Source organism: Modestobacter versicolor, from assembly GCF_041028285.1.
In the GTDB taxonomy this organism is placed as follows: domain Bacteria; phylum Actinomycetota; class Actinomycetes; order Mycobacteriales; family Geodermatophilaceae; genus Modestobacter; species Modestobacter versicolor_A.
Genome location: NZ_JABGDB010000004.1, coordinates 229,252 through 255,706, shown reverse-complemented (window position 1 = coordinate 255,706; position 26,455 = coordinate 229,252). Strand labels below are relative to the sequence as shown.

At 77.4% G+C, this 26,455-nt stretch carries 21 protein-coding genes; 14 read left to right on the top strand and 7 right to left on the bottom strand.

Going from position 1 to position 26,455, the window contains the following annotated elements; genetic code table 11:
- The first annotated feature begins 7 nt into the window (after window positions 1-7).
- The 3 genes from HL054_RS15630 to HL054_RS15620 are packed head-to-tail and all read left to right on the top strand — an operon-like array spanning window position 8 to window position 7,190.
- Window positions 8-3,280 (top strand): ATP-dependent helicase, encoded by a 3,273-nt coding sequence (locus tag HL054_RS15630; protein WP_369139930.1) that lies wholly within the window; start codon window positions 8-10, stop codon window positions 3,278-3,280.
- The gene (locus HL054_RS15625) at window positions 3,277-6,597 is read left to right on the top strand and encodes a UvrD-helicase domain-containing protein (protein WP_369139929.1); all 3,321 of its coding nucleotides are present in this window, start codon (window positions 3,277-3,279) and stop codon (window positions 6,595-6,597) included. The genes HL054_RS15630 and HL054_RS15625 overlap by 4 nt, the downstream gene beginning before the upstream one ends.
- On the top strand, window positions 6,594-7,190 hold the full coding sequence (locus HL054_RS15620; protein WP_369139928.1) for a GNAT family N-acetyltransferase: 597 nt from the start codon (window positions 6,594-6,596) through the stop codon (window positions 7,188-7,190). Before HL054_RS15625 ends, HL054_RS15620 begins: the two co-directional genes overlap by 4 nt.
- Here HL054_RS15620 and HL054_RS15615 read toward each other — a convergent pair.
- Window positions 7,075-7,956: an alpha/beta fold hydrolase gene (locus tag HL054_RS15615; protein ID WP_369139927.1), complete on the bottom strand. Its 882-nt coding sequence runs from the start codon at window positions 7,954-7,956 to the stop codon at window positions 7,075-7,077. The two genes, HL054_RS15620 and HL054_RS15615, sit on opposite strands and share 116 nt — an antisense overlap.
- 88 nt (window positions 7,957-8,044) lie before the next feature.
- Between HL054_RS15615 and HL054_RS15610 the strand changes: the two genes are divergently transcribed.
- The 6 genes from HL054_RS15610 to nudC all read left to right on the top strand — a co-directional run bounded on the left by HL054_RS15610 (window position 8,045) and on the right by nudC (window position 15,869).
- On the top strand, window positions 8,045-9,466 hold the full coding sequence (locus tag HL054_RS15610) for a M20/M25/M40 family metallo-hydrolase (RefSeq protein WP_369139926.1): 1,422 nt from the start codon (window positions 8,045-8,047) through the stop codon (window positions 9,464-9,466).
- 29 nt (window positions 9,467-9,495) lie between these two features.
- Entirely contained in the window at window positions 9,496-11,229 is a 1,734-nt protein-coding gene (locus tag HL054_RS15605) for a serine/threonine-protein kinase (RefSeq protein ID WP_369139925.1), read from the top strand.
- Between the two features lie 19 nt (window positions 11,230-11,248).
- The gene (locus HL054_RS15600; RefSeq protein ID WP_369139924.1) at window positions 11,249-12,157 is read left to right on the top strand and encodes a DUF2510 domain-containing protein; all 909 of its coding nucleotides are present in this window, start codon (window positions 11,249-11,251) and stop codon (window positions 12,155-12,157) included.
- A 69-nt stretch (window positions 12,158-12,226) separates the two neighbouring features.
- A complete protein-coding gene (locus HL054_RS15595; protein ID WP_369139923.1) occupies window positions 12,227-13,540 on the top strand; it encodes a M16 family metallopeptidase in 1,314 nt (437 codons plus the stop codon).
- The gene (locus tag HL054_RS15590) at window positions 13,537-14,907 is read left to right on the top strand and encodes a M16 family metallopeptidase (RefSeq protein WP_369139922.1); all 1,371 of its coding nucleotides are present in this window, start codon (window positions 13,537-13,539) and stop codon (window positions 14,905-14,907) included. The genes HL054_RS15595 and HL054_RS15590 overlap by 4 nt, the downstream gene beginning before the upstream one ends.
- The gene (gene nudC / locus HL054_RS15585) at window positions 14,904-15,869 is read left to right on the top strand and encodes an NAD(+) diphosphatase (RefSeq protein WP_369139921.1); all 966 of its coding nucleotides are present in this window, start codon (window positions 14,904-14,906) and stop codon (window positions 15,867-15,869) included. The genes HL054_RS15590 and nudC overlap by 4 nt, the downstream gene beginning before the upstream one ends.
- Here the strand turns inward: nudC and HL054_RS15580 are convergent.
- From HL054_RS15580 to HL054_RS15570, 3 genes are all read right to left on the bottom strand, one after another.
- A complete protein-coding gene (locus HL054_RS15580) occupies window positions 15,862-16,464 on the bottom strand; it encodes a uridine kinase (RefSeq protein WP_369139920.1) in 603 nt (200 codons plus the stop codon). The two genes, nudC and HL054_RS15580, sit on opposite strands and share 8 nt — an antisense overlap.
- Before the next feature lie 62 nt (window positions 16,465-16,526).
- Complete coding sequence (locus HL054_RS15575) at window positions 16,527-17,303, bottom strand: ANTAR domain-containing protein (RefSeq protein WP_369139919.1); 777 nt, start codon at window positions 17,301-17,303, stop codon at window positions 16,527-16,529.
- A 95-nt stretch (window positions 17,304-17,398) separates the two neighbouring features.
- Window positions 17,399-17,662 (bottom strand): mycoredoxin, encoded by a 264-nt coding sequence (locus tag HL054_RS15570; RefSeq protein WP_369139918.1) that lies wholly within the window; start codon window positions 17,660-17,662, stop codon window positions 17,399-17,401.
- 147 nt (window positions 17,663-17,809) lie between these two features.
- Between HL054_RS15570 and HL054_RS15565 the strand changes: the two genes are divergently transcribed.
- The 4 genes from HL054_RS15565 (at window position 17,810) to HL054_RS15550 (ending at window position 21,158) form a co-directional block, all read left to right on the top strand.
- Window positions 17,810-19,825 carry an ATP-dependent DNA helicase UvrD2 gene (locus HL054_RS15565; protein WP_369140041.1) on the top strand — a complete coding sequence of 672 codons (2,016 nt, stop codon included), beginning with the start codon at window positions 17,810-17,812 and terminating at the stop codon, window positions 19,823-19,825.
- Window positions 19,826-20,083: 258 nt separating this feature from the next.
- Window positions 20,084-20,368: a hypothetical protein gene (locus HL054_RS15560; RefSeq protein WP_369139917.1), complete on the top strand. Its 285-nt coding sequence runs from the start codon at window positions 20,084-20,086 to the stop codon at window positions 20,366-20,368.
- 156 nt (window positions 20,369-20,524) lie between these two features.
- Complete coding sequence (locus HL054_RS15555; protein ID WP_440347947.1) at window positions 20,525-20,872, top strand: WhiB family transcriptional regulator; 348 nt, start codon at window positions 20,525-20,527, stop codon at window positions 20,870-20,872.
- Between the two features lie 121 nt (window positions 20,873-20,993).
- On the top strand, window positions 20,994-21,158 hold the full coding sequence (locus HL054_RS15550; protein WP_369139916.1) for a hypothetical protein: 165 nt from the start codon (window positions 20,994-20,996) through the stop codon (window positions 21,156-21,158).
- Between the two features lie 113 nt (window positions 21,159-21,271).
- Here the strand turns inward: HL054_RS15550 and HL054_RS15545 are convergent, their stop codons facing one another.
- Entirely contained in the window at window positions 21,272-22,600 is a 1,329-nt protein-coding gene (locus HL054_RS15545; RefSeq protein ID WP_369139915.1) for an ABC1 kinase family protein, read from the bottom strand.
- Entirely contained in the window at window positions 22,593-23,681 is a 1,089-nt protein-coding gene (locus tag HL054_RS15540) for a ThiF family adenylyltransferase (RefSeq protein WP_369139914.1), read from the bottom strand. Before HL054_RS15540 ends, HL054_RS15545 begins: the two co-directional genes overlap by 8 nt.
- A gap of 358 nt (window positions 23,682-24,039) precedes the next feature.
- On the opposite strand from HL054_RS15540, the gene HL054_RS15535 reads away from it, so the two are divergent.
- Window positions 24,040-24,666 (top strand): M48 metallopeptidase family protein, encoded by a 627-nt coding sequence (locus HL054_RS15535; protein WP_369139913.1) that lies wholly within the window; start codon window positions 24,040-24,042, stop codon window positions 24,664-24,666.
- 135 nt (window positions 24,667-24,801) lie between these two features.
- Here HL054_RS15535 and HL054_RS15530 read toward each other — a convergent pair whose 3' ends face one another.
- Window positions 24,802-26,247 (bottom strand): zinc-dependent metalloprotease, encoded by a 1,446-nt coding sequence (locus HL054_RS15530; RefSeq protein ID WP_369139912.1) that lies wholly within the window; start codon window positions 26,245-26,247, stop codon window positions 24,802-24,804.
- Between the last annotated feature and the right edge of the window lie 208 nt (window positions 26,248-26,455).

Genomic DNA, 26,455 nt, shown 5'->3' with positions numbered 1-26,455 from the left:
TCGACGGGTGCGGGGGGAGACGGCGGTCGCGGCGGCGGCCCAGCAGGCACCGGTGTACCGGCTCGTCCAGCCGGAGGTCACGCCGTTCGTCCGGCCGCGGCTGGACCCGACGCAGCAGGCCGTGGTCGACCACCGCGCCGGGCCGCTGCTGGTGCTGGCCGGCCCGGGCACCGGCAAGACCACCACGATCGTGGAGGCGGTGGCGTCCCGGATCGAGGCCGGGTGGGACCCCGAGCGGCTGCTGGTGCTCACCTTCAGCCGCAAGGCCGCCGCCGAGCTGCGGACCCGGATCACCGCCCGCGTGGGGCGCACCATCAGGGAGCCGGTGGCCCGCACCTTCCACTCCTACGCGTTCGGCGTGCTGCGCCGGGCCGCCGTGCTGCGCGGGGAGCCCGCGCCGCGGCTGCTCACCTCGGCCGAGCAGGACGCCGTCGTGGCCGAGCTGCTGCGCGGCGACGCCGACGAGGAGGGCGTCGTCCGCTGGCCCGACGAGCTCGCCGACGCGCTGGCGATGCCGGGGTTCCGCGACGAGCTGCGCGACCTGCTGCTGCGGGCCACCGAACGGGGCATCGACGCGCGCCGGCTCGCCGCCTGGGGCCGGGAGCGGGACCTGCCGCACTGGGTCGCGGCCGCCGACTTCCTCCGCCAGTACCAGGACGTCTCCTGGTTCGCGACGGTCGCCCGCGGCGGCGCCAGCGGCTACGACCCGGCCGAGCTGGTGCGCACCGCGATCGACGAGCTGCGGGCCGACCACGAGCTGCTGCTGGGCGAGCGGGAGCGGGCCGGCTGGCTGTTCGTCGACGAGTACCAGGACACCGACCCGGCCCAGGTGGAGCTGGTCGAGCTGCTGGCCGGCGGCGGTGGCGACCTGGTCGTCGTGGGCGACCCGGACCAGGCGATCTACGCCTTCCGCGGCGCCGAGCCGCGCGGCATCGTCGAGTTCCCCACCCGCTTCCGGCACCGCGACGGCCGGCCCGCCGACCGGCTGTCGCTGGGCGTCTGCCGCCGCTCCGGCACCGAGCTGCTGACCGTCAGCCGGCGGGTGGCCGAGGGGCTCCCGGGCCCGTGGGAGCACCGCCGGCTCGTGCCGGGGGAGGGCGTCGACCCGGGATCGGCCGAGGTGCACGTCTTCGACTCGCCGTCGATGGAGGCCGCCTTCGTCGCCGACACGATGCGCCGGGCGCACCTCCTCGAGGGGGTGCCGTGGTCGCAGATGGCGGTGGTGGTGCGCTCGGCGACGTCCGGGCTGGGGCCGGTGCGCCGCGCCCTCACCCAGGCCGGGGTGCCGGTCGCGGTGTCCGCGGACGACGTCGCGCTGGCCGGCCAGCCCGCCGTGCAGCCGCTGCTGGCCGCGCTCGGTGCGCTGCTGCCGCCGCACCGCACCGCCGCCGCGCAGGCCGGGATCGACTCCGGCGAGGTCCTGCCCGACCCCGCCGCGGCGGAGACCGAGGCAGGGCTGGACGAGCCGGCGGCCGAGGCGCTGCTGGCCTCCCCGCTCGGCGGCGCGACCGTGCTCGACCTGCGCCGGCTGCGGCGGGCGGTCCGCCGGGCGATGGCCCAGCGCGGGGAGGACCCCGCCGTCCGGGGGGCCCCGCTGGCCACCGTGCTCGCCGACGCGACGCTGCTCGACGCCCTGCCCGAGCACCTGGCCCGGCCCGCCGCCCGGGTGGCCCGGGTGCTGTCCGCCGGCCGGCTGGCGCTGGCCACCGACGGCAGCGCCGAAGACGTGCTGTGGGCGATGTGGCAGGCCAGCGGGCTGTCCACGAGGTGGGCGCGGGCCAGCGCGGCCGGCGGGCCCACCGGTGCGGTCGCCGACCGCGACCTCGACGCGGTCGTCTCGTTGTTCGACGCCGCCGCCGGCTTCGTCGACCGGCTGCCGCACGCCACCGTCGCGGCCTTCGTCGACCACCTCGGCGCGCAGAGCCTGCCCGGCGACAGCGGCGCTGCGCGGGCACCGGCCGGGGAGACCGTCCGGCTGCTCACCGCGCACGCGGCGAAGGGCCTGGAGTGGGACCTGGTCTGCGTCGCCGGGGTGCAGGAGGGGGTCTGGCCGGACCTGCGCAGCCGGGCCAGCCTGCTGGGCGCCGAGGACCTGGTGGACGCCGCCGGGGGCACCGACCCGGCGACCCTGGACCGGCGCACCCTGGCGCTCGCCGAGGAGCGCCGGCTCTTCTACGTCGCCTGCACCCGCGCCCGCCGGCGGCTGCTGGTCACCGCGGTCGACGGCGCGCTGGAGGGCGGCGATGCCGGAGCCACCGCCTCCCGCTTCCTCGACCTGGTGGCCGCTCCGCCGGCCGAGGGCGACGGCGTCCGGCCGCACACCCCGCTGCCCCGCCAGCTCACGCTGCCCGCGCTGGTGGCCGAGCTCCGCCGGCACCTCACCGACCCGCACACGCCGGCCGCCCGCCGGTCCAGCGCCGCGGCCGTGCTCCGCCGGCTGGCCGCCGAGCGGGTGCCCGGGGCCGACCCGGCCGGCTGGTGGGGGCTGGCCCCGCTGTCCGACGACGCACCGCTGGTCGACCCGGCCGAGGTCGTGCCGGTCCGCCCGTCGGCCATCGACACCTTCCAGCGCTGCCCGCTGCGCTGGGTGCTCGGCGCGGTCGGGGCCGAGGCCGCCCCGGAGGCCACCCGCACGGTGGGGTCCGCGGTGCACGACGTCGCCCAGCAGGTGGCCGAGGGGCTCGCCCCGGCCGACGCCCCGGCGGTGCTCGACGCCGAGCTGGACGGGCTGGACCTGGGGCCCGGCTGGTTCGACCAGCGCCAGCGCGACCGCGCGCAGGAGATGCTCACCAAGTTCCTGGCCTGGCACGCCCGGGCCGACCGCGAGCTGGTCGCCGCGGAGGAGGACTTCGACGTCGTCGTCGGCCGGGCCCGGCTCCGGGGGCAGGTCGACCGGCTCGAGCGAGACGGGCAGGGCCGGCTGGTGGTCGTCGACCTCAAGACCGGCAGGACCGCGCCGCGCACCGTCGAGGAGCACGGGCAGCTCGCCGCCTACCAGCTCGCGGTCACCGAGGGCGCCTTCGCCGACCACGGCCGGGCGACCGGCGGCGCCGCGCTGCTCCAGGTCGGCGGCGCGCAGAAGGCGGCCAAGGAGCACACCCAGCAGCCCCTGCCCCCGGACGTCGACCCGCGGGAGACGTGGGCAGGTGAGCTGATCGCCGCCGTCGGGGAGGGCATGGGCGGGGCCGCGTTCGCCGCCCGGACCGACACCGACTGCGACCGCTGCTCGTTCCGGAAGAGCTGCCCGATGCAGGAGTCCGGCCGGCAGGTGACCCGGTGACGCCGCGGGCCTCCGCCTCCGACGAACAACTGAGCTTCGACCTGCCCGGCCTGGTCCCGGTCGTCGCCCCCGAGCTGCCGCGGCTGCTGAGCCCGGCCGAGGTCGCGGAGCGGTGCGGCCTGGGCCACGCCCCGTCCGAGGAGCAGGCCGGGGTGGTGTCGGCGGCGGTCGACCGGCCGCTGGTGGTCGTCGCCGGCGCCGGCTCGGGCAAGACCGAGACGATGGCCGCCCGGGTCGCCTGGCTGGTCGCCAACCAGCTCGTCGCCCCCGAGGCGGTGCTGGGGCTCACCTTCACCCGCAAGGCCGCCAGCGAGCTCAACGCCCGGGTGCGGCTGCGGCTGGGCGCCCTGGCGGCCCACCCGGACACCGACCCGGTGCTGCGCGAACGGCTGGCCGCCGCCGCGCCCACCGTCGCCACCTACCACGGGTACGCGGCCAGCATCGTCGCCGAGCACGGGCTCCGGATCGGCGTGGAGCCCGGCTCCGGGGTGCTCGGCCCGGCGATGTGCTGGGGGCAGGCGGCCACCGCGGTCGCCGGCCACACCGGCGACATGAGCGACGTCGCGCTGGGCCTGGTCACCACCACCGAGGACGTCCTGCAGCTCGCCGCCGAGCTCGGCGAGCACGACGTCACCCCGGCCGCGCTGCGCGCGTGGACGGCGCGCTTCGAGTCCCAGCTGCGCGGCTACGCCGACGCCGGCAAGAAGAAGGGCCCCTACGCCGAGGTGCTCAAGGTGCTCGTCCGGCAGCGCGCCCGGGTGGCGCTGCTGCCGATGGTGGAGGCCTTCGAGGCCCGCAAGCGGGCGGCCGGGGCGATCGACTACGCCGACCAGGTCGCCTTCGCCGCGCGGGTCGCGGTCACCTCCGCCGAGGTGGGGCGCCGGGAACGGGCCCGGTGGCGGGTGGTGCTGCTCGACGAGTACCAGGACACCAGCGTCGGTCAGCTGCGCATGCTCGAGGCGTTGTTCGGCGGCCCCGGCGGGCACCCGGTGCTCGCCGTCGGCGACCCGCGGCAGTCCATCTACGGCTGGCGCGGCGCCTCGGCCGGCACCATCGAGCGCTTCGACCGGACCTTCCCGGGCACGCCCGGCCGGCCGGCCGAACGGCTGACGCTGTCCACCAGCTGGCGCAACGACCGGGCGGTGCTCGGCATCGCCAACGCCGTGTCGGCGATGCTGCCCGAGCCCGCGGTGCCGCTGCCCGACCTCACCCCCTCGCCGGTCGCCGGGCAGGGAGCGGTGCACGTCGGGCTGTACACGACCGTCGACGAGGAGACCGAGGCCCTGGCCGACCGGCTGGCCGCCGAGTGGGGCCGCACGACCCCGCACCGGCCGACCGTCGCGGTGCTGGCCCGCCGGCGCGCGCAGCTGCCCGGCATCGCCGCGGCGCTCCGGGCCCGCGGCCTGCCGGTGGAGGTCGTCGGCCTCGGCGGCCTGCTGGACGTCCCCGAGGTCTCCGACGTCGTCGCCACCCTGCGGGTGCTGGTCGACCCGGCCGCCGGGGACGCGCTGGGCCGGCTGCTCACCGGGGCGCGGTGGCGGATCGGGCCGCGGGACCTCGCCGCGCTGGAGTCCCGGTCCCGGGCGCTGGTCCGCGAGCGGGCCACCGACACCACCCCCACCCCCGACACCGGCGCCGCCTCGGCCGCCCCGGCGCCGCCGCGGGAGCGGGGCAGCATCATCGAGGCCCTCGACGACCTCGGCCGGCCGGAGGCGTACTCCGGCGCGGGGCACCGCCGGCTGCGCCGGCTGGCCAACGAGCTGTCCGCGCTCCGCGCGCGGCTCGGCGAGCCGCTGCCGGACCTCGTCGACGAGGTCGTGCGCACCCTGGGCCTGGAGACCGAGCTGGCCAGCCACCCCGACGTGACCCCCGGCGGGGCGCGCGCCCACCTCGACGCGCTGCACGAGGTGGCCGCCGAGTTCTCCGAGCTGGCCGAGCTGCCGTCCCTGCCGGCGTTCCTCGGCTACCTCGCCGACGCCGAGGTCCGCGAGCGGGGCCTGGAGCCGGGCGAGGTCGCGGTCAACCCCGAGGCGGTGCAGCTGCTCACCGGGCACTCCGCCAAGGGGCTGGAGTGGGACGTCGTCGCCGTGCCGGGGATGACCGTGGGCCAGTTCCCGGCGAAGGGCGACGCCTCGGACTCCTGGATCCGCGACCCGGGCGCGGTCCCCGTCGACCTGCGCGCCACCGACCGGGCCGAGCTGCCCCGGCTGCACCTGCCGGTGCCCGGCTCCGGCGACCAGGCCGCGGTCCGGGACGCGCTGGAGGACTACGTCGCGGAGTGGAAGGAGTTCGGCCTGGCCGAGGAGGTCCGGCTCGGCTACGTCGCCGTCACCCGGGCCCGGCACCTGCTGCTGTGCTCGGGCAGCTGGTGGCGCGACGGCAAGACCGTGTGCGGGCCGTCGTCCCTGCTGCTCGCCGTGAAGGAGGCCTGCGAGGGCGGCGGCGGGGTGGTCGACGCCTGGGCCGACCCGCCCCCGGACGACGCGGAGAACCCGGCGCTGGCCGAGTGGCCGGTGGGCAGCTGGCCGACCGACCCGCTGTCGTCCGGCCGCCGCCGGGCGCTGAGCGCCGCCGCCGAGCTGGTCGCCGCCACCGAGCCGCACCCGCTGACCGAGCGGGCGCTGGGTGCCGAGGACGACCCGCTGGTCGCCGACTGGCTCCGCGACGCCGACCTGCTGCTCCGCGAGCGCGCCGAGCACGCGCGCGGCGTCGTCGAGGTGCCGCTGCCCGCGCACCTGTCGGTCTCGGCGCTGGTGGCGCTGCGCCGCGACCCCGACGAGCTGGCCCGCCGGCTGCGGCGGCCGATGCCCGCGGCACCAGCGCCGCTGGCCCGGCGCGGCACCGCCTTCCACGCCTGGCTGGAGGAGCGCTTCGGCACCTCGCGGCTGATCGACCTCGACGAGCTGCCCGGCAGCGGCGACGCCGCCGCGGCACCGGACGAGGCGCTGGCCGCGCTGCAGCAGGCGTTCCTCGCCGGCGAGTGGGCCGACCGGCAGCCGGTGGACGTCGAGGCGCCGTTCGAGACACCGCTGGGCCCGCTGACCCTGCGCGGGCGGATCGACGCCGTCTACTCCACCCCCGACGGCGGCTACGAGGTCATCGACTGGAAGACCGGACCGGTGCCCGGGGCCGCCGAGCTCACCGCCGCCGCGGTCCAGCTGGCGGCCTACCGGCTCGGCTGGTCGCGGCTGAGCGGCGTGCCGGTGGAGCGGGTCAGCGCCGGGTTCCACCACGTCGCCGCCGGGGTCACCCTCCGCCCGGTCGACCTGCTCGACGAGGCCGGCCTGCTCGCCCTGGTCACCGGGACCGGCCGGTGATCGCCGTCCGGGACGCCGAGGAGCGCGACCTGCCGGCGATCGTCGCGCTCTACGCCGACGACGAGCTGGGAGCCACCCGCGAGGACCCCGGCGAGCCGCTGGCCGCCGGGTACCTGCGCGCGTTCGCGGCGATCAGCGCCGACCCGCGCACCCGGCTGGTGGTGGTGGAGTCCGAGGGCGCGGTGGTCGCGACCGTGCAGCTGACCTTCCTGCCGCACCTGGTCCGGCGCGGTGGCGAGCGGGCGCAGCTGGAGGCGGTGCGGGTCGCGTCGTCGCACCGGGGGAGCGGCCTGGGCCGGGAGCTCGTCGGCTGGGCGGTCGAGCAGGCGCGGGCCCGGGGCTGCGTCCTCGTGCAGCTGACCACCGACGTGACCCGGGCCCGACGCCCACCGGTTCTACGAGTCGCTCGGCTTCCGGGCCGGCCACGTCGGCATGAAGCTCGACCTGGGCTGAGCAGCCCGCCCCGGCGGAGGGGTGTCAGCTCGGCGGGGCGTGCATCCCGGCGGCCGGGTGCAGCAGCGGGCCGCGGGCGATCCGGTCCAGCACCGCCCGGGCGAGCTCCTCCGGCGCCTGCTCCGGCACCCAGTGGGTGACGCCCGGCAGCTCGACGAACCGGTAGTCGCCGGTCACCTGGTCGGCGCACGCCTCGGCGGCGGTCCGACCGACGGCGACGTCCTGGTCGCTCCACACGTACGTCGTCGGCACGTCCACCGGGTCGACCGGCGTCGACGAGCTCATCGCCCGGTACCAGTTCAGCGCCGCGGTGAGCGCGCCCGGCGCGGACAGCTGCTCGACGTAGACGTCGACCGCCTCGGCCGGCACCCCCGGCGCCTCGAGCATCCGGCGCAGCCGCCGCGCGCCGTCCTCGAGCAGCACCTCCTCGGCCTTGCCGGCCTGCCAGAACAGCTTGATGTAGGCCGACCGCTCCTTCTGCTCGGGGTCGGCTCGGAAGGCCATCGTGTAGGCGGTCGGGTGCGGGACCGACACCGCGGTCAGCGTGCGCACCCGGTCGGGGTGCCAGCCGGCCAGCCCCCACGCCACGTTGGCGCCCCAGTCGTGCCCGACCACGTCGGCGACCGGGACGTCGAGCGCGGTCATCAGGTCCGCGGTCACCTGCACCAGGTTGGCCAGCGCGTAGGCGTCGACCTCGTCGGGCCGGGCGCCGGGGGAGTAGCCAAGCTGGTCGGGGGCGTAGGTGCGCAGCCCGGCCCCGGCGAGCAGCGGGGTCACCGCCGACCAGCTCAGCGAGGTCTCCGGGAACCCGTGCAGCAGCAGCACCGGCGGCCCGTCCACCGGGCCGTCGGTCCGGACGTCGAACGTCAGGTCGCCGACGTCCACCTGCAGCATCCCCACGGCCATGCAGGCAACCTAGCCCGCGCCCGGCGGGACGTCCCGGCACCGCCGGACGCGCCGGGGCCCCGGGCGCGCCTCGGCTACCGTCCCGGGCGTGAGCAGCAGCGCCGAACGCGACTTCGTCCACGCCCACCTCGACGACCTGCACGCCGACCTGGACGCCTGGCTCCGGATCCCGTCGATCTCCGCCGACCCGGCGCACGCCGACGACGTCGCGGCCAGCGCCGAGTGGCTGGCCGCGGCGCTGCGCCGCGTCGGCTTCCCGACCGTGGAGGTCTGGCCGACCCCCGGCGCCCCCGCGGTGTTCGCCGAGTGGCCGTCGGCCGACGCGGGCGCCCCGACGGCGCTGGTCTACGGCCACCACGACGTGCAGCCGGTCGACCCGCCGGAACTGTGGACGCACCCGGCCTTCGAGCCGACGCTGGTCGAGGGCCCTGACGGCCCGGAGCTGCACGCCCGCGGCGCCTGCGACGACAAGGGCAACATCGCCTTCCACCTGCTCGCGATCCGCGCGCACCTGGCCGCCACCGGCCGGGACACCCCGGCGGTCACGGTGAAGCTGCTGGTCGAGGGCGAGGAGGAGTCCGGCTCACCGCACTTCGCCGACCTGCTCACCGCGCAGGCCGACCGGCTGCGCTGCGACGTCGTCGTGGTCAGCGACACCGGCATGGCCGCCCCGGACACCCCCAGCGTCGTGACGGCGATGCGCGGCCTGGCCGACGCCGAGATCACCCTGCGCGGCCCGGCGGTCGACCTGCACTCGGGCTCCTTCGGCGGCGCGGTGCCCAACCCGCTGCACGCCCTGGCCACGCTGCTGGCCGGCCTGCACGACGCCGAGGGCCGGGTGACGCTGCCCGGCTTCTACGACCGGGTGCGCCCGCTGACCGACCGCGAGCGCGACCTGATGGGCCGGGTCCCCTTCGACGAGGCGGCGTGGCTGGCCGGCCCGGCCGCCTCCCGGGTCGCCACCGGCGAGACCGGCTACAGCACCCTGGAGCGGGTCGGTGCCCGGCCGACCGCCGAGGTCAACGGCATGTGGGGCGGCTACAGCGGCCCGGGCCACAAGACGATCGTGCCCGCCGAGGCGCACGCCAAGATCACCTTCCGCCTGGTCGCCGACCAGGTCCCCGCCGACCTCGGCGACCAGGTGCGGGCCTGGGTGGCGGCGCACCTCCCCGAGGGCATCGAGGCCGACGTGCACGTGCCGGCCGGCGGCGTCTCGCCGTGCGCCAGCGACCTCGACCACCCGGCGATGGACGTCCTGCTCGGCTCGATCGCCCGGGCCTTCGACACCACGCCGGACCGGGTGCTCTTCACCCGCGAGGGCGGGAGCGGCCCCGAGGCGGACCTGGCCGACGTCCTGGGTGCCCCGCTGCTGTTCCTCGGCGCGGGCCTGCCCACCGACCGGATCCACTCGCCGGACGAGCGGGTGCTGCTGCCGATGCTGTACCGCTGCGCCGAGGCGACCGCCCACCTGTGGCGGGACCTGGCCGCCGTGCCCTTCCCGGCACGCTGAACCCGGCGGACGGCGAGCAGGCGGTGGGAGTGGACGACACGGAGCCGGCGGGGGAGCAGTTCGGCGACTACCGCGTGCTGGGGGTGCTGGGCACCGGCGGGATGGGCCGGGTGCTCCGCGCCCACGACGCCGCGCACGAGCGGGACGTCGCCCTCAAGGTGCTGCACCCGCAGTGGGCGCAGGACGAGGGCTACCGCGAGCGGTTCCGGCGCGAGGCGCGGATCGCCGCGCGGCTGCACGAGCCGCACGTCATCCCCATCCACCGCTTCGGCGAGATCGACGGCCGGCTCTTCCTGGACATGCGGCTGGTCGAGGGCGAGGACCTGGCGTCCCTGCTCGGCCGGTCCGGCCCGCTGGACCCGGCCCGGGCGGTCGACCTGGTCGGCCAGGTGGCCCGCGCCCTGGACGCCGCGCACGCCGACGGCCTGGTGCACCGGGACGTCAAGCCCTCCAACGTGCTGCTGGTCGGTCGCGGGGACGGCGTCGACCTGGCCGACGCGGCCGCCGGGGAGGACTTCGCCTACCTGGTCGACTTCGGCATCGCCCGGACGGCCGACCCGGGCGCCGGACCGCCGCTGACCGGCACCGGCCTCGCGGTCGGCAGCACCGAGTACATGGCCCCCGAGCGGTTCGGCGGACCGCCCCCGGACGGCCGGGCCGACGTCTACTCGCTGGCCTGCGTGCTGTTCGAGCTGCTCACCGGGCAGCGGCCCTTCGCCGCCCCGGATCCCGCCGGCCTCATGCACGCCCACCTGTACGAGCCGCCCGCCGCGCCCTCGTCGCTGCGCGCGGGCCTTCCCCGGCAGCTGGACGACGTGGTGCTCCGCGGGCTGGCCAAGGACCGCGAGCAGCGCTGGGGCTCCGCCGGGGCGCTGGCCGCCGCGGCGCGTGCCGCCCTGGCCGCGGACGGCGTCGAGGTGCCCCGCCCGGTCGAGCACCCCGACGCGGTGCCGACCGTGCAGGGGCCGCTCCCGCCCGGCGACGGCGACGGGCGGTCGGTCACCCGGCCGCGGGCGCTGGTGCCCTCCGCGCCCACCGCGGTCGGTGCACCGGCGACGGTCGGCCCGGTGGCCGGCGGTGCCGCGGTCCCGGCCGCGGGCTGGTCCGCCCCGGTCGCCGCCGGACCGCCCGCAGGCGTCCCGGCCGACCCGGCGGGGGACCGCCCGGGGCCCCGGTACGGCGTCGGCTCGCTCCTCGCGGTCGCCGCCGTCCCGGTGCTGGTAGTCATCGCCCTCGGCGTGCTGCTCCTGGTCACCGACCGCCGGGCCGACCGCGCCGGTGACCAGGTCCGGGACGCGGCGGGCCGGCTGCTGGCCTTCACGCTGCCCAGCGACGTCGACGCCGGCAGCTGCGACACCGCGGACCCGGCCGGTGACGTGCTGCGGGAGCTGCGCTGCGGCCCGACCCAGGACGGCGAGGGGCCCACCAGCGGCAGGTACGCCGTCGCGGCCGGGACCGGGGCGGGCGACGCCTTCGCCGCGGACGTCTCCGCGCAGGACCTGGCGCCGCTGGACGACGTCTACGGCTGCGGGTCCGGCGACGACGGGCAGGGCTGGGTCGCGGTGACCGACCTCGACCCGGACGGCGACGAGGTGGAGGTCGGCCGGCTGGCGTGCTGGGTCGACGACGACGGCGACGCGGTGCTCAGCTGGACCTGGCCCGACGTCGGCAGCCGCTCGGTGGTGGAGCTGCGCGGCGGCGGCGAGCCCGGGCTGTCCGACCTCCGGTCGTGGTGGGCCGCCACCGCCGACCGCGGGTACTGACCGGCCCTAGGCTGGCCGGGTGAGCGACGTCGGCAGCGGGCAGCGGGCGCCGGCCCCCGGGTGGTACCCCGACCCGGACGGCGCCCCCGGCACGGTGCGCTGGTGGAACGGCCTCAGCTGGTCCGACGTCACCACCCCCGCCGGCCCGGGCGTCGACGTCGGCCGGCCGTTCGAGCCGCCGCCGGGCGCCGGTGGGCCCCCGCCGGCGTGGGAGTCCTGGGGCACCCCCGACGCGCCGCGCGCCCGCCCGCTGCGGTCCCGCCGTCCGCTGCTGCTGGGGCTGGGAGCGGCGGCCGTCGTCCTGCTGCTCGTGCTCGTCGGGGTGGCGCTGTCCGGCGGGGAGCCGGACCGGGACGACCCGGCCCCGGTGGCCGCCCCGACGAGCCGCCCGGGCAACACCTTCCCGCCGGGCACGGTGCGGATCATCGACGAGGCCGCCGGCATCTCCTACCCGTTCCTGGGCGACGGCTGGCTGGAGTGGGACCGCCCGTTCCAGGACGAGACCACCGAGACCGCCGGGCAGTACTTCGTCACCCAGGAGGACCTGCCGGGCGGCTTCGACGTCTTCATCGCCCAGTGCACCTCCGGGCCGCTGGTGCCCGAGTACGGCTACGCGGGCACCGGCACGCTGCAGCCGACGGTCACCGCGGTGGCCGGGTCGGTGCGCCAGCTGTACTACCCGGGGCCCAACGAGCTGGAGGTCCGCCGCGACGAGGCGGTCACCGTGGACGGGGCGTCGGCCTGGCTCTACGAGTTCGACCTGCGCTGGGACGTCGCCGGGTACGAGGCGTCCGGCGAGCGGGCGGCGCTGCTGCTGATCGACGTCGGCCGGCCGGAGCCCGCGCTGCTGTACCTGTCCATCCCCAACACGCACGCCGAGCTCTACGGCGTCATCGACCGGGTGCTGGGCGACGTCGACGTGCTGTGACGCACGTCGGCCACCCTCGCGGGGGAACCGGCCACCGGCGTGTCGGCGGGCGCGGTTAGGGTCGGGAACGTGACAGCAGCTGGGGCCGACCTGACCCTGCGGCACCCGGTGGAGCGGTTCACGCTCGACAACGGGCTGCGGGTCGTGCTCGCGCCGGACCGGAGTGTCCCTGTCGTCGCCGTGAGCGTCTTCTACGACGTCGGCATGCGGTCGGAACCGCCGGGTCGCACCGGGTTCGCGCACCTGTTCGAGCACATGATGTTCCAGGGCTCGGCCCACGTGCCGAAGATGGAGCACGCCCGGCTGGTGCAGGCCGCGGGCGGCACCTTCAACGGGTCGACCCACCAGGACTACACGAACTACTTCCAGGCGCTGCCCTCCGAGGCGCTGGAGCGGGCGGTCTTCCTCGAGGCCGACCGGATGGCCGCCCCGGCGATCACCGAGGAGAACCTCCGCAACCAGATCGACGTGGTGAAGGAGGAGATCCGGGTCAACGTGCTCAACCGGCCCTACGGCGCCTTCCCCTGGTTGCAGCTGCCCGAGATCGCGTTCGAGAGCTTCGCCAACACCCACGACGGCTACGGCTCCTTCGTCGACCTCGAGTCCTCCACGGTCGACGACGCGCTGGACTTCTTCCACCGCTACTACGCGCCGAGCAACGCGGTGCTCTGCATCGGCGGCGACCTGGACGTCGCCGAGACCGAGACGCTGGTCCGCCGCTGGTTCGACCCGGTGGCCGCCCGCCCCGCGCCGCCCGCCCCCGTGGTGGGGGAGCCCTCGCCGACCACGGTGCGCCGCGGCGTCGTCGAGGACGCCCTCGCGCCGGCCCCGGCGGTGGCCATCGGCTGGCGGGTGCCCGACCCGGTCGGTGACCTGGACACCTACCTGGGCACCGTGCTGCTCGCCGAGCTGCTCAGCGAGGGCGACGCCTCCCGGCTGGAGCGGCGGCTGCTGCACACCGACCAGCTGGCCGTCGCGCAGAGCAGCTACCTCGGGCTGTTCGGCGACCCGTTCGACGTCCGCGACGCCACCCTGCTGGTCAGCCAGGTGCACCACCCCGCCGACGTCCCGGTGGACCGGGTGCTGGCGGCGGTGCACGAGGAGGTCGAGAAGGTCGCCACCGACGGCGTCCCCGCCGACGAGCTGGCCCGGGTGACCGCGCGCACCGAGGCGCAGCTGCTGCAGCAGGCCGACTCCGTGCTCGGCCGCACGCTGGGGTTCGCCTCCGCCGAGCTCGTCCACGGCCGGGCCGAGCTCGCCGGCGAGCTGGCCGCCCGGCTGGCCGCCGTGACCCCCGACCAGGTGCAGGCAGCGGCCCGCGGGCTCTCGCCGGACACCGCCGCGATCCTGGAACTGCGCGCGACCGGAGGCCAGTCCCGATGAGTGCGCCCGTCCTCGACCTGTCCCTGGTCCCGCCGCTGGGCGAGCCGCGGCCCACGCCGGTCCCCGAGGTGCACGAGACGACGCTGCCCAACGGGCTGCGGCTGGTCGTCGTGCCCCGCCCGGGGGTGCCGCTGGTCGAGCTGCGCCTGCGGGTGCCCTTCGCCGCCTCCGCACCCCGCCAGGCGGCCACCCACGCCGCGCGCACCAGCGTGCTCACCGGCGCCGTCCTGCTCGGCACCGCGCGGCACGACCAGCTGGAGATCGCGCAGCTGCTGCAGGCGCACGGCGGGGAGCTGTCGGTGTCCGCCGACGCCGACCGGATGCTGTTCTCCACCACGATGCTGCCCGACGGGCTCGCGCCGGTGCTCGGGGTGCTCGCCGAGCTGCTCACCGCGGCGACCTACCCGTCCCGCCCGGTGGACGCCGAGCGCGCCCGGGTGGTCGAGCGGATCCGCATCGCCCGGTCGCAGCCCGGCGTCATCGCCCGCAGCGCCCTGGCCGCCCGCCGCTACGGCGACCACCCCTACGCCCAGCAGCTGCCCTCGGCCGACCTGGTCGCCTCGGTCACGCCCGCCGCGCTGCGCCGGCTGCACCGCGACCGGGTGCTCCCCGCGGGCAGCACGCTGGTCCTGGTCGGCGAGGTCGACCCGGCCGCCGCGGCCGACGCCGTCGGCACCGCGCTGGCCGGCTGGGTGGCGGAGGGCCGGGCGGTCGCCGCCGGTCCCGTGCCCGAGGTCGGCCCCGGCCCGCTGCAGCTGGTCCACCGCCCCGGTGCCGTGCAGTCCAACGTCCGCCTCGGCGGGCCCGCGCCGGGCCGCACCGACCCGCAGCTGCCCGCCGTCCGGCTGGCCAGCATGGTCTTCGGCGGCTACTTCTCCTCCCGGCTGGTGGAGAACATCCGCGAGCGGCGCGGCTACACCTACAGCCCGCGCAGCGGGGTCGAGCACCTGATGGCGGGCTCGTCGTTCACCGTGGACGCCGACGTCGCCACCGCCGTCACCGGGCCGGCGCTGCTGGAGACCTGGTACGAGCTGGGCCGGATGGCGCTGACCCCGGTGTCCGAGGCCGAGCTCGAGTCCGCCCGCCGGTACCTGCTGGGCACCCTGGCGCTCGGGACGGCGACCCACGCCGGCCTGGCCAGCACGCTGTCGGCGCTGTTCGGCGCCGGGCTGTCGGCCGAGTGGCTGGCCGACCACCAGCGGGCGCTGGCCACGGTGGGCATCGACGAGGTCACCGAGGCGTCCCGGCGGTGGCTGTCGCCGGCCGGGCTGACCGCGGTGGTCGTCGGCGACGCCGGCGAGGCCGCCGACCAGCTGCGCGCCCTCGGCCCGGTCGAGGTCTCCGCGCCGGCGGTCGACGAGCAGTGAGCGTCCCGCCCGGCGGCAGCACCCCGGCCGACAACCCGCCGCCGCCCGACCGCGCCGGGTGGCCCGAGGACCGGCAGGCCGGCGCGGTCACCGACGTCCCGCTGCTCTCCCGCACCGCCCACGACCGCGGTCACCTGGCCCGGGCGCTGCCCGACCCGGCGCAGGGGCGGCCGGTCCGGGTGCTCCGGGTCGACGACGCCCGCGCCGTCCCGGTGCAGGAGGGGCCGTCGGGTCCCGCGCTGCTGTACGACGAGCAGCCCGCGCTGCCCGAGGGCGCCATCTACCTCGGCGAGGCCGACGGCGTGCCCTACGCGGCGGTGCGGGCACCCCGCTCGCTGACCGTCGGCGGTCGGCCGGTCGACTCCTGGGCCGGGCTCCGCGAGGTCGGCGCCGAGCTGGGCGACCTGGACGCCGGGCTGCTGTCCCAGGCGATCGGCATCGTGGAGTGGCACGAGCGCAACCGCTTCTCCCCGCTCACCGGGGCGCCCACCACCATCGAGAAGGCCGGCTGGGTGCAGCGCGACCCGGAGAGCGGCCGGGAGGTCTTCCCGCGCACCGACCCGGCGGTGATCATGCTGGTCCACGACGGCGGTGACCGCTGCGTGCTGGGCCGCCAGGCGGTGTGGCCGCCCGGCCGGTTCTCGATCCTCGCCGGGTTCGTCGAGCCCGGGGAGTCCGCCGAGGCCGCGGTGGTCCGCGAGGTCGCCGAGGAGGTCGGGATCGACGTCACCGACGTCCGGTACGTGTCCAGCCAGCCCTGGCCGTTCCCGCAGTCGCTGATGCTCGGCTACGTCGCCCGCGCCACCGACCTCGAGCTGCGCATCGACCACGACGAGATCGAGGAGGCCCGCTGGTTCAGCCGCGACGAGCTGCGCTCGGGCACCGGCCCGCAGGCGCTCCCGCCGTCGGTGTCGATCGCGCGGCACATCATCGACCGCTGGGTGGCCGGCGAGTTCAGCTGAAGCGCCCTGCGAGCACCAGCGCGGGACGGTCGGGGTGGTCGGCGAGCACCACGGCGTCGGCCAGGGCGGTGGGGTCCACCTCGTCGTCGTAGCGGTCGAAGGCGGGCAGCTCCCACGCCCGGTCGGCCGGGACGCGGCGGCGTCGGGCCGCCGGGCCGACCCGCAGGTGGACGACGACGTCGAAGCCCAGCCCCAGCCCCTGCAGCAGCGGGCCGGACACCAGCAGCACCCCGCCCGCCGGTGCGGGCCGGTAGCCGAGGCGGGCGGCGCGGTCCCGCTCCAGGTCCCACAGGGCCGGCAGGTACTCCCCGGTGCCGCGCGGCCCGCAGCGGTCCAGCACCTCGCGGGCCAGCGCGCCGGCGTCGAGCCAGTCGCTGTACCGGGCGTCGGGGTCGGTGCGGCCGTGCTCCAGCCGCAGGGACGCCGGCCGGTAGAAGCCCTCGGCCGGGACGACGACGGCCGGCCGGCTGAGGCTCGGCAGCCGCGCGGCCACCGCCTCGGCGAGCGGCTGCGGCCCGGTGAGCCCCTCGGCACCCGGCAGGTCGGGCCCGTCGACGGCGACCCGCAGCGCGGCGGCGCCGGCCTCCGGCGGCACAGCGGCCAGCAGGTCGGCCAGCCGGTCGGCGAGGGCGGCGGGGGAGAGCGGGAGGGGCGAGGTCAGCGGGGGGCCCCGGGCAGGCTGCCGCCGTCGGCGTGCCGCGGGCTGCGGTGCACCCGCCGGGCGGTGCCGTTGGCCGCGGGGCGCGGTCCGGGGGCCGGCAGCACCGGCGGCACCGGCGGCGCGGCGGCGGGGGTGCTGCGCGGACCGGGGGCGTCGTCGCGGGCGGGCAGTTCCTCGAGCACCTCGACGGCCAGCTCCTGGGCCGGGCGCCCCTGCGACCGGGCGCGGCGGCGGAGCTCCTCGAAGGCCTCCCGGGGCGTGGTGCCGTGCCGTTCGGCGAGCACCCCGATGGCCCGCTCGATGGACACCCGCGCCGCGAGGGCGTGCTCCAGCTGCCCGACGGTGCGGCGCAGCGCGACGATCTCCTGGTCGCGGGGGTCGAGCTCCCCGGCGTCCGGGGCCGGCGTGGTGCGGGCGGCGCGCCGGGCGTCGCGGCCGGGCTCCGGGTTCGCGCCGAGCTCGGCGGCCACCAGGTCGGCCAGCGACATCGCCTCGACGAGGGGGAGCGCCTCGACGCCCTCCACCCCCGGGCCCTCGAGGTCCTCGGCGGACGCGGCCGCCCAGCCCGTGCCCGGGTCGGCGCACAGCACGGTCCAACCGCGGCCGGTGCGGACCACCAGCACCGCGGGCTGCCCGCCGGCGGTGCGCAGGACGTCGTCGGGCAGCAGGGCCGGCGTCGGGACGGAGGGCGGGGCCGGCACGAGAGCTGGGACCGCGGCCGGTGCTGCGCCCAGCGCCGGGGACGACGGCGACGGCGGGACCGTCGGGTTCATCGCACCCTCCCTCGGTGCCGCGGGCAGGTCGCAGGGAGAGTCGCCGCAGCTCCCCGGGGGACGATCATCGCCCTCGGGAGGCCGCGGGCCCGGGATCACGCGCCGGGGAGCTGCGCGAGCTGGGCCTTCACCTGGTCGATGCTCGGGTTGGTCAGCGCGCTGCCGTCGGCGAAGACGAGCGTGGGCACCGTGCGGTTGCCGCCGTTGGCCTTCATCACCAGGTCGGCGGCGCCCTCGTCGGCCTCGATGTTGACCTCGGCGAAGTCGATGCCCTCGCGCTGCATGACCTTCTTCAGCCGCATGCAGTAGCCACACCAGTCGGTGGTGTACATCGTGACTGCTGCCGTCGGAGCGCTCATCGAGGTGGATCCTCCTTCATCGGCCCCCGGCCGGGCCACCCGGGGAGGGGAGCCGACACGTCCAGGGTCCGCGCGGGAGTCAACGCCGCGTTCCTGGGGATGCTTCCCCCGGCTGTCGGTGGCGGCTGGGAGACTGCTCACGTGGGGATGCCGGGGGTCGAGCAGGTGCAGGCGGTCGGGGGGACGGCGGGCGCGGAGGCCGTGCTCGCCGGGCTGGACGAGCAGCAGCGCGCCGCCGCGGAGGCGGTCCGCGGGCCGGTGTGCATCCTCGCCGGCGCCGGCACCGGCAAGACCCGCACCATCACCCACCGGATCGCGTACGGGGTGCACCTGGGCGAGTACGTGCCCGAGCAGGTGCTCGCGGTGACCTTCACCGCCCGGGCGGCCGGCGAGCTGCGCGGGCGGCTGTCCGCGCTCGGGGTCGGCGGGGTGCAGGCGCGCACCTTCCACGCCGCCGCCATGCGCCAGCTGCGCTACTTCGCCCCCCGAGTGCTCGGCGGGCCGATGCCGGAGCTGATCGAGAACAAGCTGCGGGTGGTGGCCGGCGCCGCGACGCGCAACCGGCTCACCACCGACCGGGCCAGCCTGCGCGACCTGGCCGGTGAGATCGAGTGGGCCAAGACGACGCTGGCCACCCCGGAGGACTACCCCGCGCGGGCGGTGGCCGCCGCCCGCGAGACGCCGTTCGACCCGGCCGCCGTGGCCGCGGTCTACCGCAGCTACGAGGAGGCGAAGTCCCGCGACGGGTCGCTCGACTTCGAGGACCTGCTGCTGGTGACCGCGTACGCCATCGAGGAGCACCGCGACGTCGCCCGCGAGGTGCGGGCGCAGTACAAGCACTTCGTCGTCGACGAGTACCAGGACGTCAACCCGCTGCAGCAGCGGCTGCTCGACGCCTGGCTGGGCGGTCGCGCCGAGGTGTGCGTCGTCGGCGACCCGAACCAGACGATCTACTCCTTCACCGGCGCCGACCCGGAGTACCTGCTGGGCTTCGCCGACCGCTACGGCGACGCCGAGGTGGTCAAGCTCGAGCGCGACTACCGCTCGACGCCGCAGGTCGTCGGGCTGGCGAACCGGCTGATCGGGCAGGCGCCGCCGCGCAAGGGACTGCCCGGGCTGCGGCTGCTGGGCCAGCGCGCGGAGGGGCCGGCCCCCCGGTTCGTCGAGCACCCCGACGAGCCGGCCGAGGCCGCCGCGGTCGCCGCCGCCTGCCGGGCGCTCATCGACTCCGGCCTGCCGGCCAGCGAGATCGCCGTGCTGTTCCGCATCAACGCGCAGTCCCAGGTCTACGAGTCCGCGCTGGCCGACGTCGGGGTGCCCTACGTCCTCAAGGGCGGCGAGCGCTTCTTCGAGCGACCGGAGATCCGGGAGGCGGTGCTGCTGCTGCGCGGCGCCGCGGCCGGCGGCAACGACCCCGGCGCGCTCGTGCCCACCGTCCGCGACGTGCTGGCCTCCACCGGCTGGGCCGAGCACCGGCCCCCGCCCGGCGGCACCGCCCGCGACCGCTGGCAGTCGCTGTCCGCGCTGGTCGACCTGGCCGTCGACCTGGTGGCTGAGCAGCCCACGCTCGACCTGGCCGGCTTCGTCGCCCACCTGGCCGAGCGGGCCAACGCCCAGCACGCGCCCACCGTGCAGGGGGTCACGCTGGCCTCGATGCACGCCGCCAAGGGCCTGGAGTGGGACGCCGTCTTCGTCGTCGGGCTGGTCGACGGCGTCCTGCCGATCGCCCAGTCGCAATCGCGCCCGGAGGCGGTGGAGGAGGAGCGTCGGCTGCTCTACGTCGCGGTCACCCGGGCCCGCGAGCAGCTGACCCTGTCCTGGTCGCTGGCCCGCAACCCCGGCGGACGGCGGTCCCGGCCGCGCAGCCGCTTCCTCGACGGGCTCGCGCCGGACACCGCCGCCGCCCCCCGCCGCCCGGCCAAGCGCCCGAAGGTCGTGCTGGAGGGGGAGGCCGGGGAGCTGTTCGAGAAGCTGCGCGCCTGGCGGAGCAGCGCCGCGCAGGAGGCGTCGGTGCCGGCCTACGTGGTGTTCACCGACGCGACCCTCCAGGCGATCGCGGAGACCCGGCCGACGACGGTGCGCGAGCTCTCGGCGCTGCCCGGTGTCGGCGCGCGGAAGCTGGACCTCTACGGCGCCGAGGTGCTGGCCGCGATCACCGGCTGACGGCCCCGCCGCCGGACCGTCCCGCCGACCCCCGGTGGGCGGTGGACCTGCGGCGATGCACGTTCCCGGGGATTCTCGGTTAATTCGATTGACCCCCTCGGGCGGGGTCCCCTAGCCTTCGCTGCAGCACCTGGGGGTGACCCAGGACGCACCAGCACCGCCCGCACGACCCAGCACTGCAGCACGCCACCGCACGAGCACCAGAGCGCAGCGGGACCGGCCGACAGGCCGGACCCGGACCCCGGAAGGAGGGGCCCCGTGATCAGCAACGACGTCATCGACACCGGCGCAGGCACCGTGACCCCGCCGGCCGTCGGCCTGTGCTCGGCCGTCCAGGACGTCCGGATGCCGGGCACGGCCGCCCTGTGGAACGCCACCGGTCTGCCCGTCGCCGGGGTCCGGCTGCGCGCCCTCGCGTCCACCGACGCCACCCGTCCGTACGCCCCGATCGCCGACCGGCGGGAGTTCGCCGTCGCCGGCGCCCCCACCGAGCACACCAGCAGCACCCCGGGTGACCTGCCCCCGGAAGACCCACCGAGCTAGCAGCTCGGCTGGTCCTCCTCGAGGCCGCGGCACCCGGACACCGGGTACCGCGGCCTCAGTGTTTCTCCGACCCTGACGCCGCGGACCCGCACCGACCACCGGTCGGCGGGTCCACCGCCGGCCGGCCGCAGAGACGAAGGAAGAGGAGGAGCGGCCGTGCAGACCACGATCGACCCAGCGCCGTCCCATCACCGGCTCGGGCTCGACCGCACGCACGTGTCCACCGACGGGCCGGCGGGTGCCCGCCCGGCCGGGAACCGGCGGGCACTGCCCTGCCGGGTCCAGGACCCCGACCTGTGGTTCGCCGAGAGCCCCGCCCTGCTCGAGCAGGCGAAGGCCCTCTGCGCGGAGTGCCCCGCCCGGGCCGCGTGCCTGGCCGGTGCCCTCGACCGGGCCGAGCCCTGGGGCGTCTGGGGCGGGGAGATCTTCGACCGCGGGGTCGTCATCGCCCGCAAGCGGCCGCGTGGCCGGCCGCCGAAGGTGCGCCCGGTGGTGGCGGCGTGAGCGACCACCACCGGGGGCCCCGGCCTGCCGCAGTACGGCGGCCCGGCGCGGGCCGCCCCACCACCCGTTGCACGTCCACCCGGCACCGCTCGGCGGTGCCCTCCCACCCCGAGGACACGACATGTACCTGATCGACCAGGACCTGGCCCGCAGCCACATGGCGCAGCGGATGGCCGAGGCCGACGAGGCCTCCCGGGCCCGCCGGCTGGCCAGCGCGCGGCGCTGGAACCGCCGGGCGGCCCGGGCGTCACAGCGCGCCGCGCGGGCCAACTCCGCCGTCTGGTGACGGAGGTGCCCGACGTCGTCCTGCCGTCCCGGCAGCCGACGGGACCGCTGGGTCCGTCCCGACCGGTGAGCCGCCGCGCCCCGGTCGGGACGGACTGCCGCTGACGTCGTCGGTCAGGCCGGCTCGGCGAAACCCGGCAGCCACCGCTCGCAGACGCCGCGGTACGGCGCCTCGGCGTCCAGCTGGCAGAGCACGCCGATCGACCCGATCGTCACCCGGTGGATCAGCAGGTAGGCCGGCGGCAGGTTGAGCTGGCGGCCCAGCCGGCTGGCCTCGCTGCGCGGGTCGCCGATCCGGCCGGCCTGCTCCTGCATCCAGACCCGGGTGAACTGGAACGACGGCGCGGACACCGGCGCCAGGAAGGGCAGCAGGAAGTCCAGCACGCCCTGGGCGTCGACCTCGACCGTCGGGCGGACGAAGCCCTCGACGCGCAGGTCGGCCAGGACGTCCTCGGCCCGGCCCTCGAGCGCCCAGCGGACCAGCCGGCCGATCGGCTCGGGGTGCCCGTCGGGGAGCCGCGCCGTGGCGCCGAAGTCGATGACGCCGAGCCGGCCGTCGGGGAGCAGCCGGTAGTTGCCCGGGTGCGGGTCGGCGTGCAGCAGCCCCGCGCGCTGCGGACCGGAGAAGTGCAGCTCGGCCATGAGGTAGCCGGCGCGGTCGCGCTGCGCCTTGCTGCCGTCGGCGATGATCCGGGACAGCGGGGTGCCCTCGAGCCACTCCGAGACGATCACCTTGGGCGCGCTGGCCACCACCCGCGGGACGACGATCTGGTCGTCGTCGGCGTAGGCGGTCGCGAACCCGCGCTGGGCGTCGGCCTCCAGGCCGTAGTCCAGCTCCTCCTCGGCCCGGGCCTTGAGCTCGGCGATGAGCGGCTTGACCTCCATGCCGGGGAACAGCGTGGCGAACAGCCGGGCGAAGCGGGCCAGCTGGTTGAGGTCGGCCATCAGCGCGGTGCCGGCGCCGGGGTACTGGATCTTGACCGCGACGTCCCGGCCGTCCCGCCAGGTCGCCCGGTGCACCTGGCCGATGCTGGCCGCCGCCGCCGGGGTGTCGTCGAAGTCGCGGAAGCGCTCGCGCCAGCGGCCGCCCAGCTGCTGGGCCAGCACGGAGTGCACGGTGCGCACCGGCATCGGCGGCGCGGCCTCCTGCAGCTTGACCAGCGCCTCGCGGTAGGGGCCGGCGACCTCCTCGGGCACGGCGGCCTCGAAGATGGACAGCTGCTGCCCCAGCTTCATCGCCCCGCCCTTGAGCTGGCCGAGGACGGCGAACAGCTGCTCGGCGGTGCGCTGCTGCAGTTCGGCGTCGACCTCCTCGGCCGGCCGGCCGGACAGCTTCTTGCCGATGCCCAGCGTGGCGCGCCCTGCGGCGCCCAGCGGGAGGGCCGCCAGCCGTGCCGTCCGGGACACCGCCCCCCGAGGGATGTCCCGTCCGGTGTCACTCACCAGGCCAGTGTCCCCTGTTCCGGTCGGCGGCGCGCCGGGCAGCCCCGGAGCAGCCGCACCCGGGGTGCACCGGCCACCGCCGGAGCCTCGGCAGGAAGGCCGGCGGCCGCAGTTCCAGGGTGGCGCCGACGGTCACCGGGGCCTCGTCGCCGTCGAGGTGGGCGAGCACCTGGACGGCCGCGGTCAGCGCGGTGAGGAGGCAGGTCGTGGTCGCCCCGCTGGGCGCCGGGTCGGCCGCCGTCAGCTGGGCGGCCAGCCGCGGCCAGGCCGGGTCGTCGTCCCGGCGCCAGGCCTCCGCGCAGCGCAGGCAGCTGCTGTCACCGGGCAGCACCAGCGGGCCGACGACACCGGTCTCCTCGCGGACGGTCGCGACCAGGTGCGGCGTGCCCGCCCGCTGCCACGCCGCGGACAGCGGGTCGACGGCGGCCCACGGCCGGCACAGCACCACGAGGTCCGGTGGCTGCCCGGCCGGCAGCGGCCGCAGGTCGGTCAGCGGGCTGGCCCGCCGGACGGCGTCGGCGGCCGCGAGCCCGCGCGGACGGCCCTCGTCAGCAGCGGTCGCGCCGCCCACGATCGCGTCGCCGGCCCGGGTGGGCCCCCGGTCGCGGACGTGCACCCGGCCCACCCCGCTGGCCGCCAGCACCGCGGCGAGCGGGGTGCCCACCCGGTTCGCCCCCTCGACGACGACGGCGCTCTGCCGGCGGGCCCGCCACCGCCCGGCGGCGGCCGGGTCGGGCACGGCGGCCGGCAGCTCCGCCGCCGCCCGGGCCGCCGCGGCCGGACCGGGCGCGGTGGCCAGCAGGTCGGCGGCGGCCAGGTCGTGCAGCAGCCCCGCCCCGCGGAGCCCGCCCAGCAGGTCGTCGACGACCTCGGCCGGGAGGCCGCCGGCGACCGCGTCGCTGCGCACCGCCCGCTGGCTGCGCCGGCCGTCCAGGCCGTGCAGCAGGGCGGCGACCTCGGCGCCGGCGGGGGAGACCCGCAGGCCCGCCCGGCCGTCGACCCCGCCCACCTGCAGCACCCCGGGGTCGAGCCGGAGCACGGGCGTGGCGGCGGGCAGCAGCGGGTGCGGGCTCTCGGTCACCGTCGGGAGGGTGCCAGCGCGCGGCGGGCCGGGCGGCCGTCGTCCACAGGCGGTGGGCCGGTGCGGGCCGAGCCGCCGGTCGCGGCGCCCCACAGCCTGTGGACGGCGCTGTGGACACGGTGGGGACCGCTCGGGGTGTCGCTGTGCACCACCCGGGGACGGCCGGTGGGCAACGCCGCCGGCGAGCCGCGTTCACCCCCCTCACCTGCACGGACGTGGTCGCGGGCCTGTGGACCGGCGGGCCGGTTCCACCGTTCGGGGGACGTCGCCGGGGCGGATGTCCACTGTCCGTGTGACCTGCGCCCGTCCGGGGGTCCTCAGCCTGGGCGCAACCGGTCCGGCCGGTTACGGTGCGTGCGTGGAACTGCGACCTGACCGCCGGACGCCGGCCGCGTCGACCGCCGTCCCCACCGGGCACCCGGTCACCGGTGGCGCCGGTGAGATCGAGGTCCGGCGGAGCGCCCGGCGCCGCCGCACCGTGACCGCCTACCGCGAGCACGGCCGCACCGTCGTGCTCATCCCGGCTGCGTTCACCGCCGCGGAGGAGCGCCGCTGGGTCGACCAGATGGTCGCCAAGCTCCAGGTCCGCGAGGAGCGCCGCCGGCGCACCCTCGCCTCGGACGACGACCTGATGGCCCGCGCCGAGCAGCTCTCCGCCGCCCACCTCGACGGCCGTGCGGTGCCGGCCAGCGTCCGGTGGGTGGACAACCAGAACCGCCGCTGGGGCTCCTGCACCCCGGCCGACCGCACCATCCGGCTCTCCGGCCGGCTGCGCGGCATGCCCGAGTTCGTCGTCGACTACGTGCTGGTGCACGAGCTGGCCCACCTGCTGGAGCCGAGCCACGACGCGCACTTCTGGTCGCTGGTGCACGCCTACCCGCGGGCGGAGCGGGCGCTCGGCTTCCTGGAGGGCGTCGAGCACGGCCGAGGCGACCTCGCCCCGGCTGACGACGACGACGAGCTGGAGCCCGGCACGCTCGACTGATCAAGGACCCCGCTGCCCCCACCCCTCGCTCCGCTCGCGGCGGGCCCCTGCAGCGGGGCCGTACCCGCTGCCCCCACCGCGCGCGGCGGGCCCCTGCAGCGGGGTCGTGCTCGCTGCCCTGGCAGCGGGGGACCGTCAGGCCGGGGGCGTCTGCCCCCGACCGTCGGTGCCGTCCTCGGGGGACCCGCTGTCCGCGGGGTCGGTCCCGGCGGCATCGCCAGAGGAGTCGAGGCCGTCGGTCAGCTCGCCGAACGCGTCGGGCGCGCCCTGGCGGGTGACGAAGTCCAGCGGCTCGTCCAGGTCGTCGGAGGTCGGCAGCAGGTCCGGGTGCGACCAGAGCCGGTCGCGCTCCGCGGCGCCGTGCTGCTGGGCCATCGCGCCCCACACCGTGCTCGCGTCGCGCAGCCGGCGCGGGCGGAGCTCCAGGCCCACGAGCGTGGCGAAGGTCTGCTCGGCCGGGCCGCCGGAGGCACGGCGGCGGCGCATCGTCTCGGCCAGCGCGTCGTGGCCGGGCAGCCGCTCCCCGGCGGCCGCGGACACGACGCTGTCCACCCAGCCCTCCACCAGGGCGAGCAGGGTCTCCAGCCGGCGCAGCGCCATCTGCTGCTCGGGGGTCTCCTCCGGCTCCAGGACGCCGCTGCCCAGCAGCCGCTGGATGCTCTCCGGGTCGTTGGGGTCCAGGCCGCCCTCCATGCCGCTCATCGCCTCGTCGAGACCGCGCTGGATCGCCTCGCGGTCGACGTGGATGCCCCGGGCGTAGGCGTGCACGGCGTCGGTGAGCTGCTGGCGCAGCCACGGGACGTGCGCGTACAGCCGCTGGTGGGCGGCCTCCCGCAGCGCCAGGAAGAGCCGGACCTCGTCCTCGGGGCGGTCCAGGCCCGCGCCGAAGGCGGTGACGTTCTGCGGCACCAGCACGCCGGCACCCGTGGGGCCCAGCGGCAGGCCGACGTCGGTGCTGGTGGTGACCTCGTCGGCCAGCTTCCCCAGCGCCTGGCCGACCTGGGCGCCGAACATGACGCCGCCCATCTGGCCCATGATCCCGGCCAGCGGGCCGGCCATCTGGGCGGCCTCGGCCGGCAGCGCGCTGGTCATCGCGGCGACCACGCGCTCGGCGAGCGGGTCGATCAGCGCCGTCCAGGCCGGCAGGGTCTTCTCGACCCAGTCGACCCGCGACCAGGCCAGCCCGCGGTCGATGCCGGAGGGCAGGTCGGTCACCTGGTCCAGCCACAGGTCGGCCAGCCGGAGCGCCTCGGAGACCGCGGCCTGCTCGGCGCCCGACGTCGGCTGGTGGCCGGGGGCGAGTTGGCTGATCGCGCCCTGCCGGGCGAGGTCCCAGTTGACCGGCCCGCCCGACCAGCTCATCAGCTTCTGCAGCTCGGCGAACAGCGGCATCTTGCCCAGCAGCTCCGCCGGGTCGCCGCCCCCGGGCCCCGCCCCGCCCATCTGGCCGAACAGCGCGCCGAAGCCGAACGGGTCGTTGCCGGCCGGGCCGTTGCTGGCCGGGCCGCCGCCCTGCCCGGGCTCGTCCCGCTTCTCGGGGTCGCGGTCGGGCATCCCGAAGCCGAAGGGAAGATCGCTCATGGGCCCACCGTAGACGCGCCGGACCGCCGGGACCGCCCGCTGAGCGGCCGACCGGGGTGCGACGGGTACGCCCTCGGCGAACCGGCTGCCACGGCCCGGCCAGGTCGGTCACCTACGCTCGCCGTTCGACGGGTGCGCCCGTCTCGGCCACCCGCCGCCGACCTCGAGCCGCCGACGCCGGGCGGCCGGTCGCGGGCGGCCGGCCCCG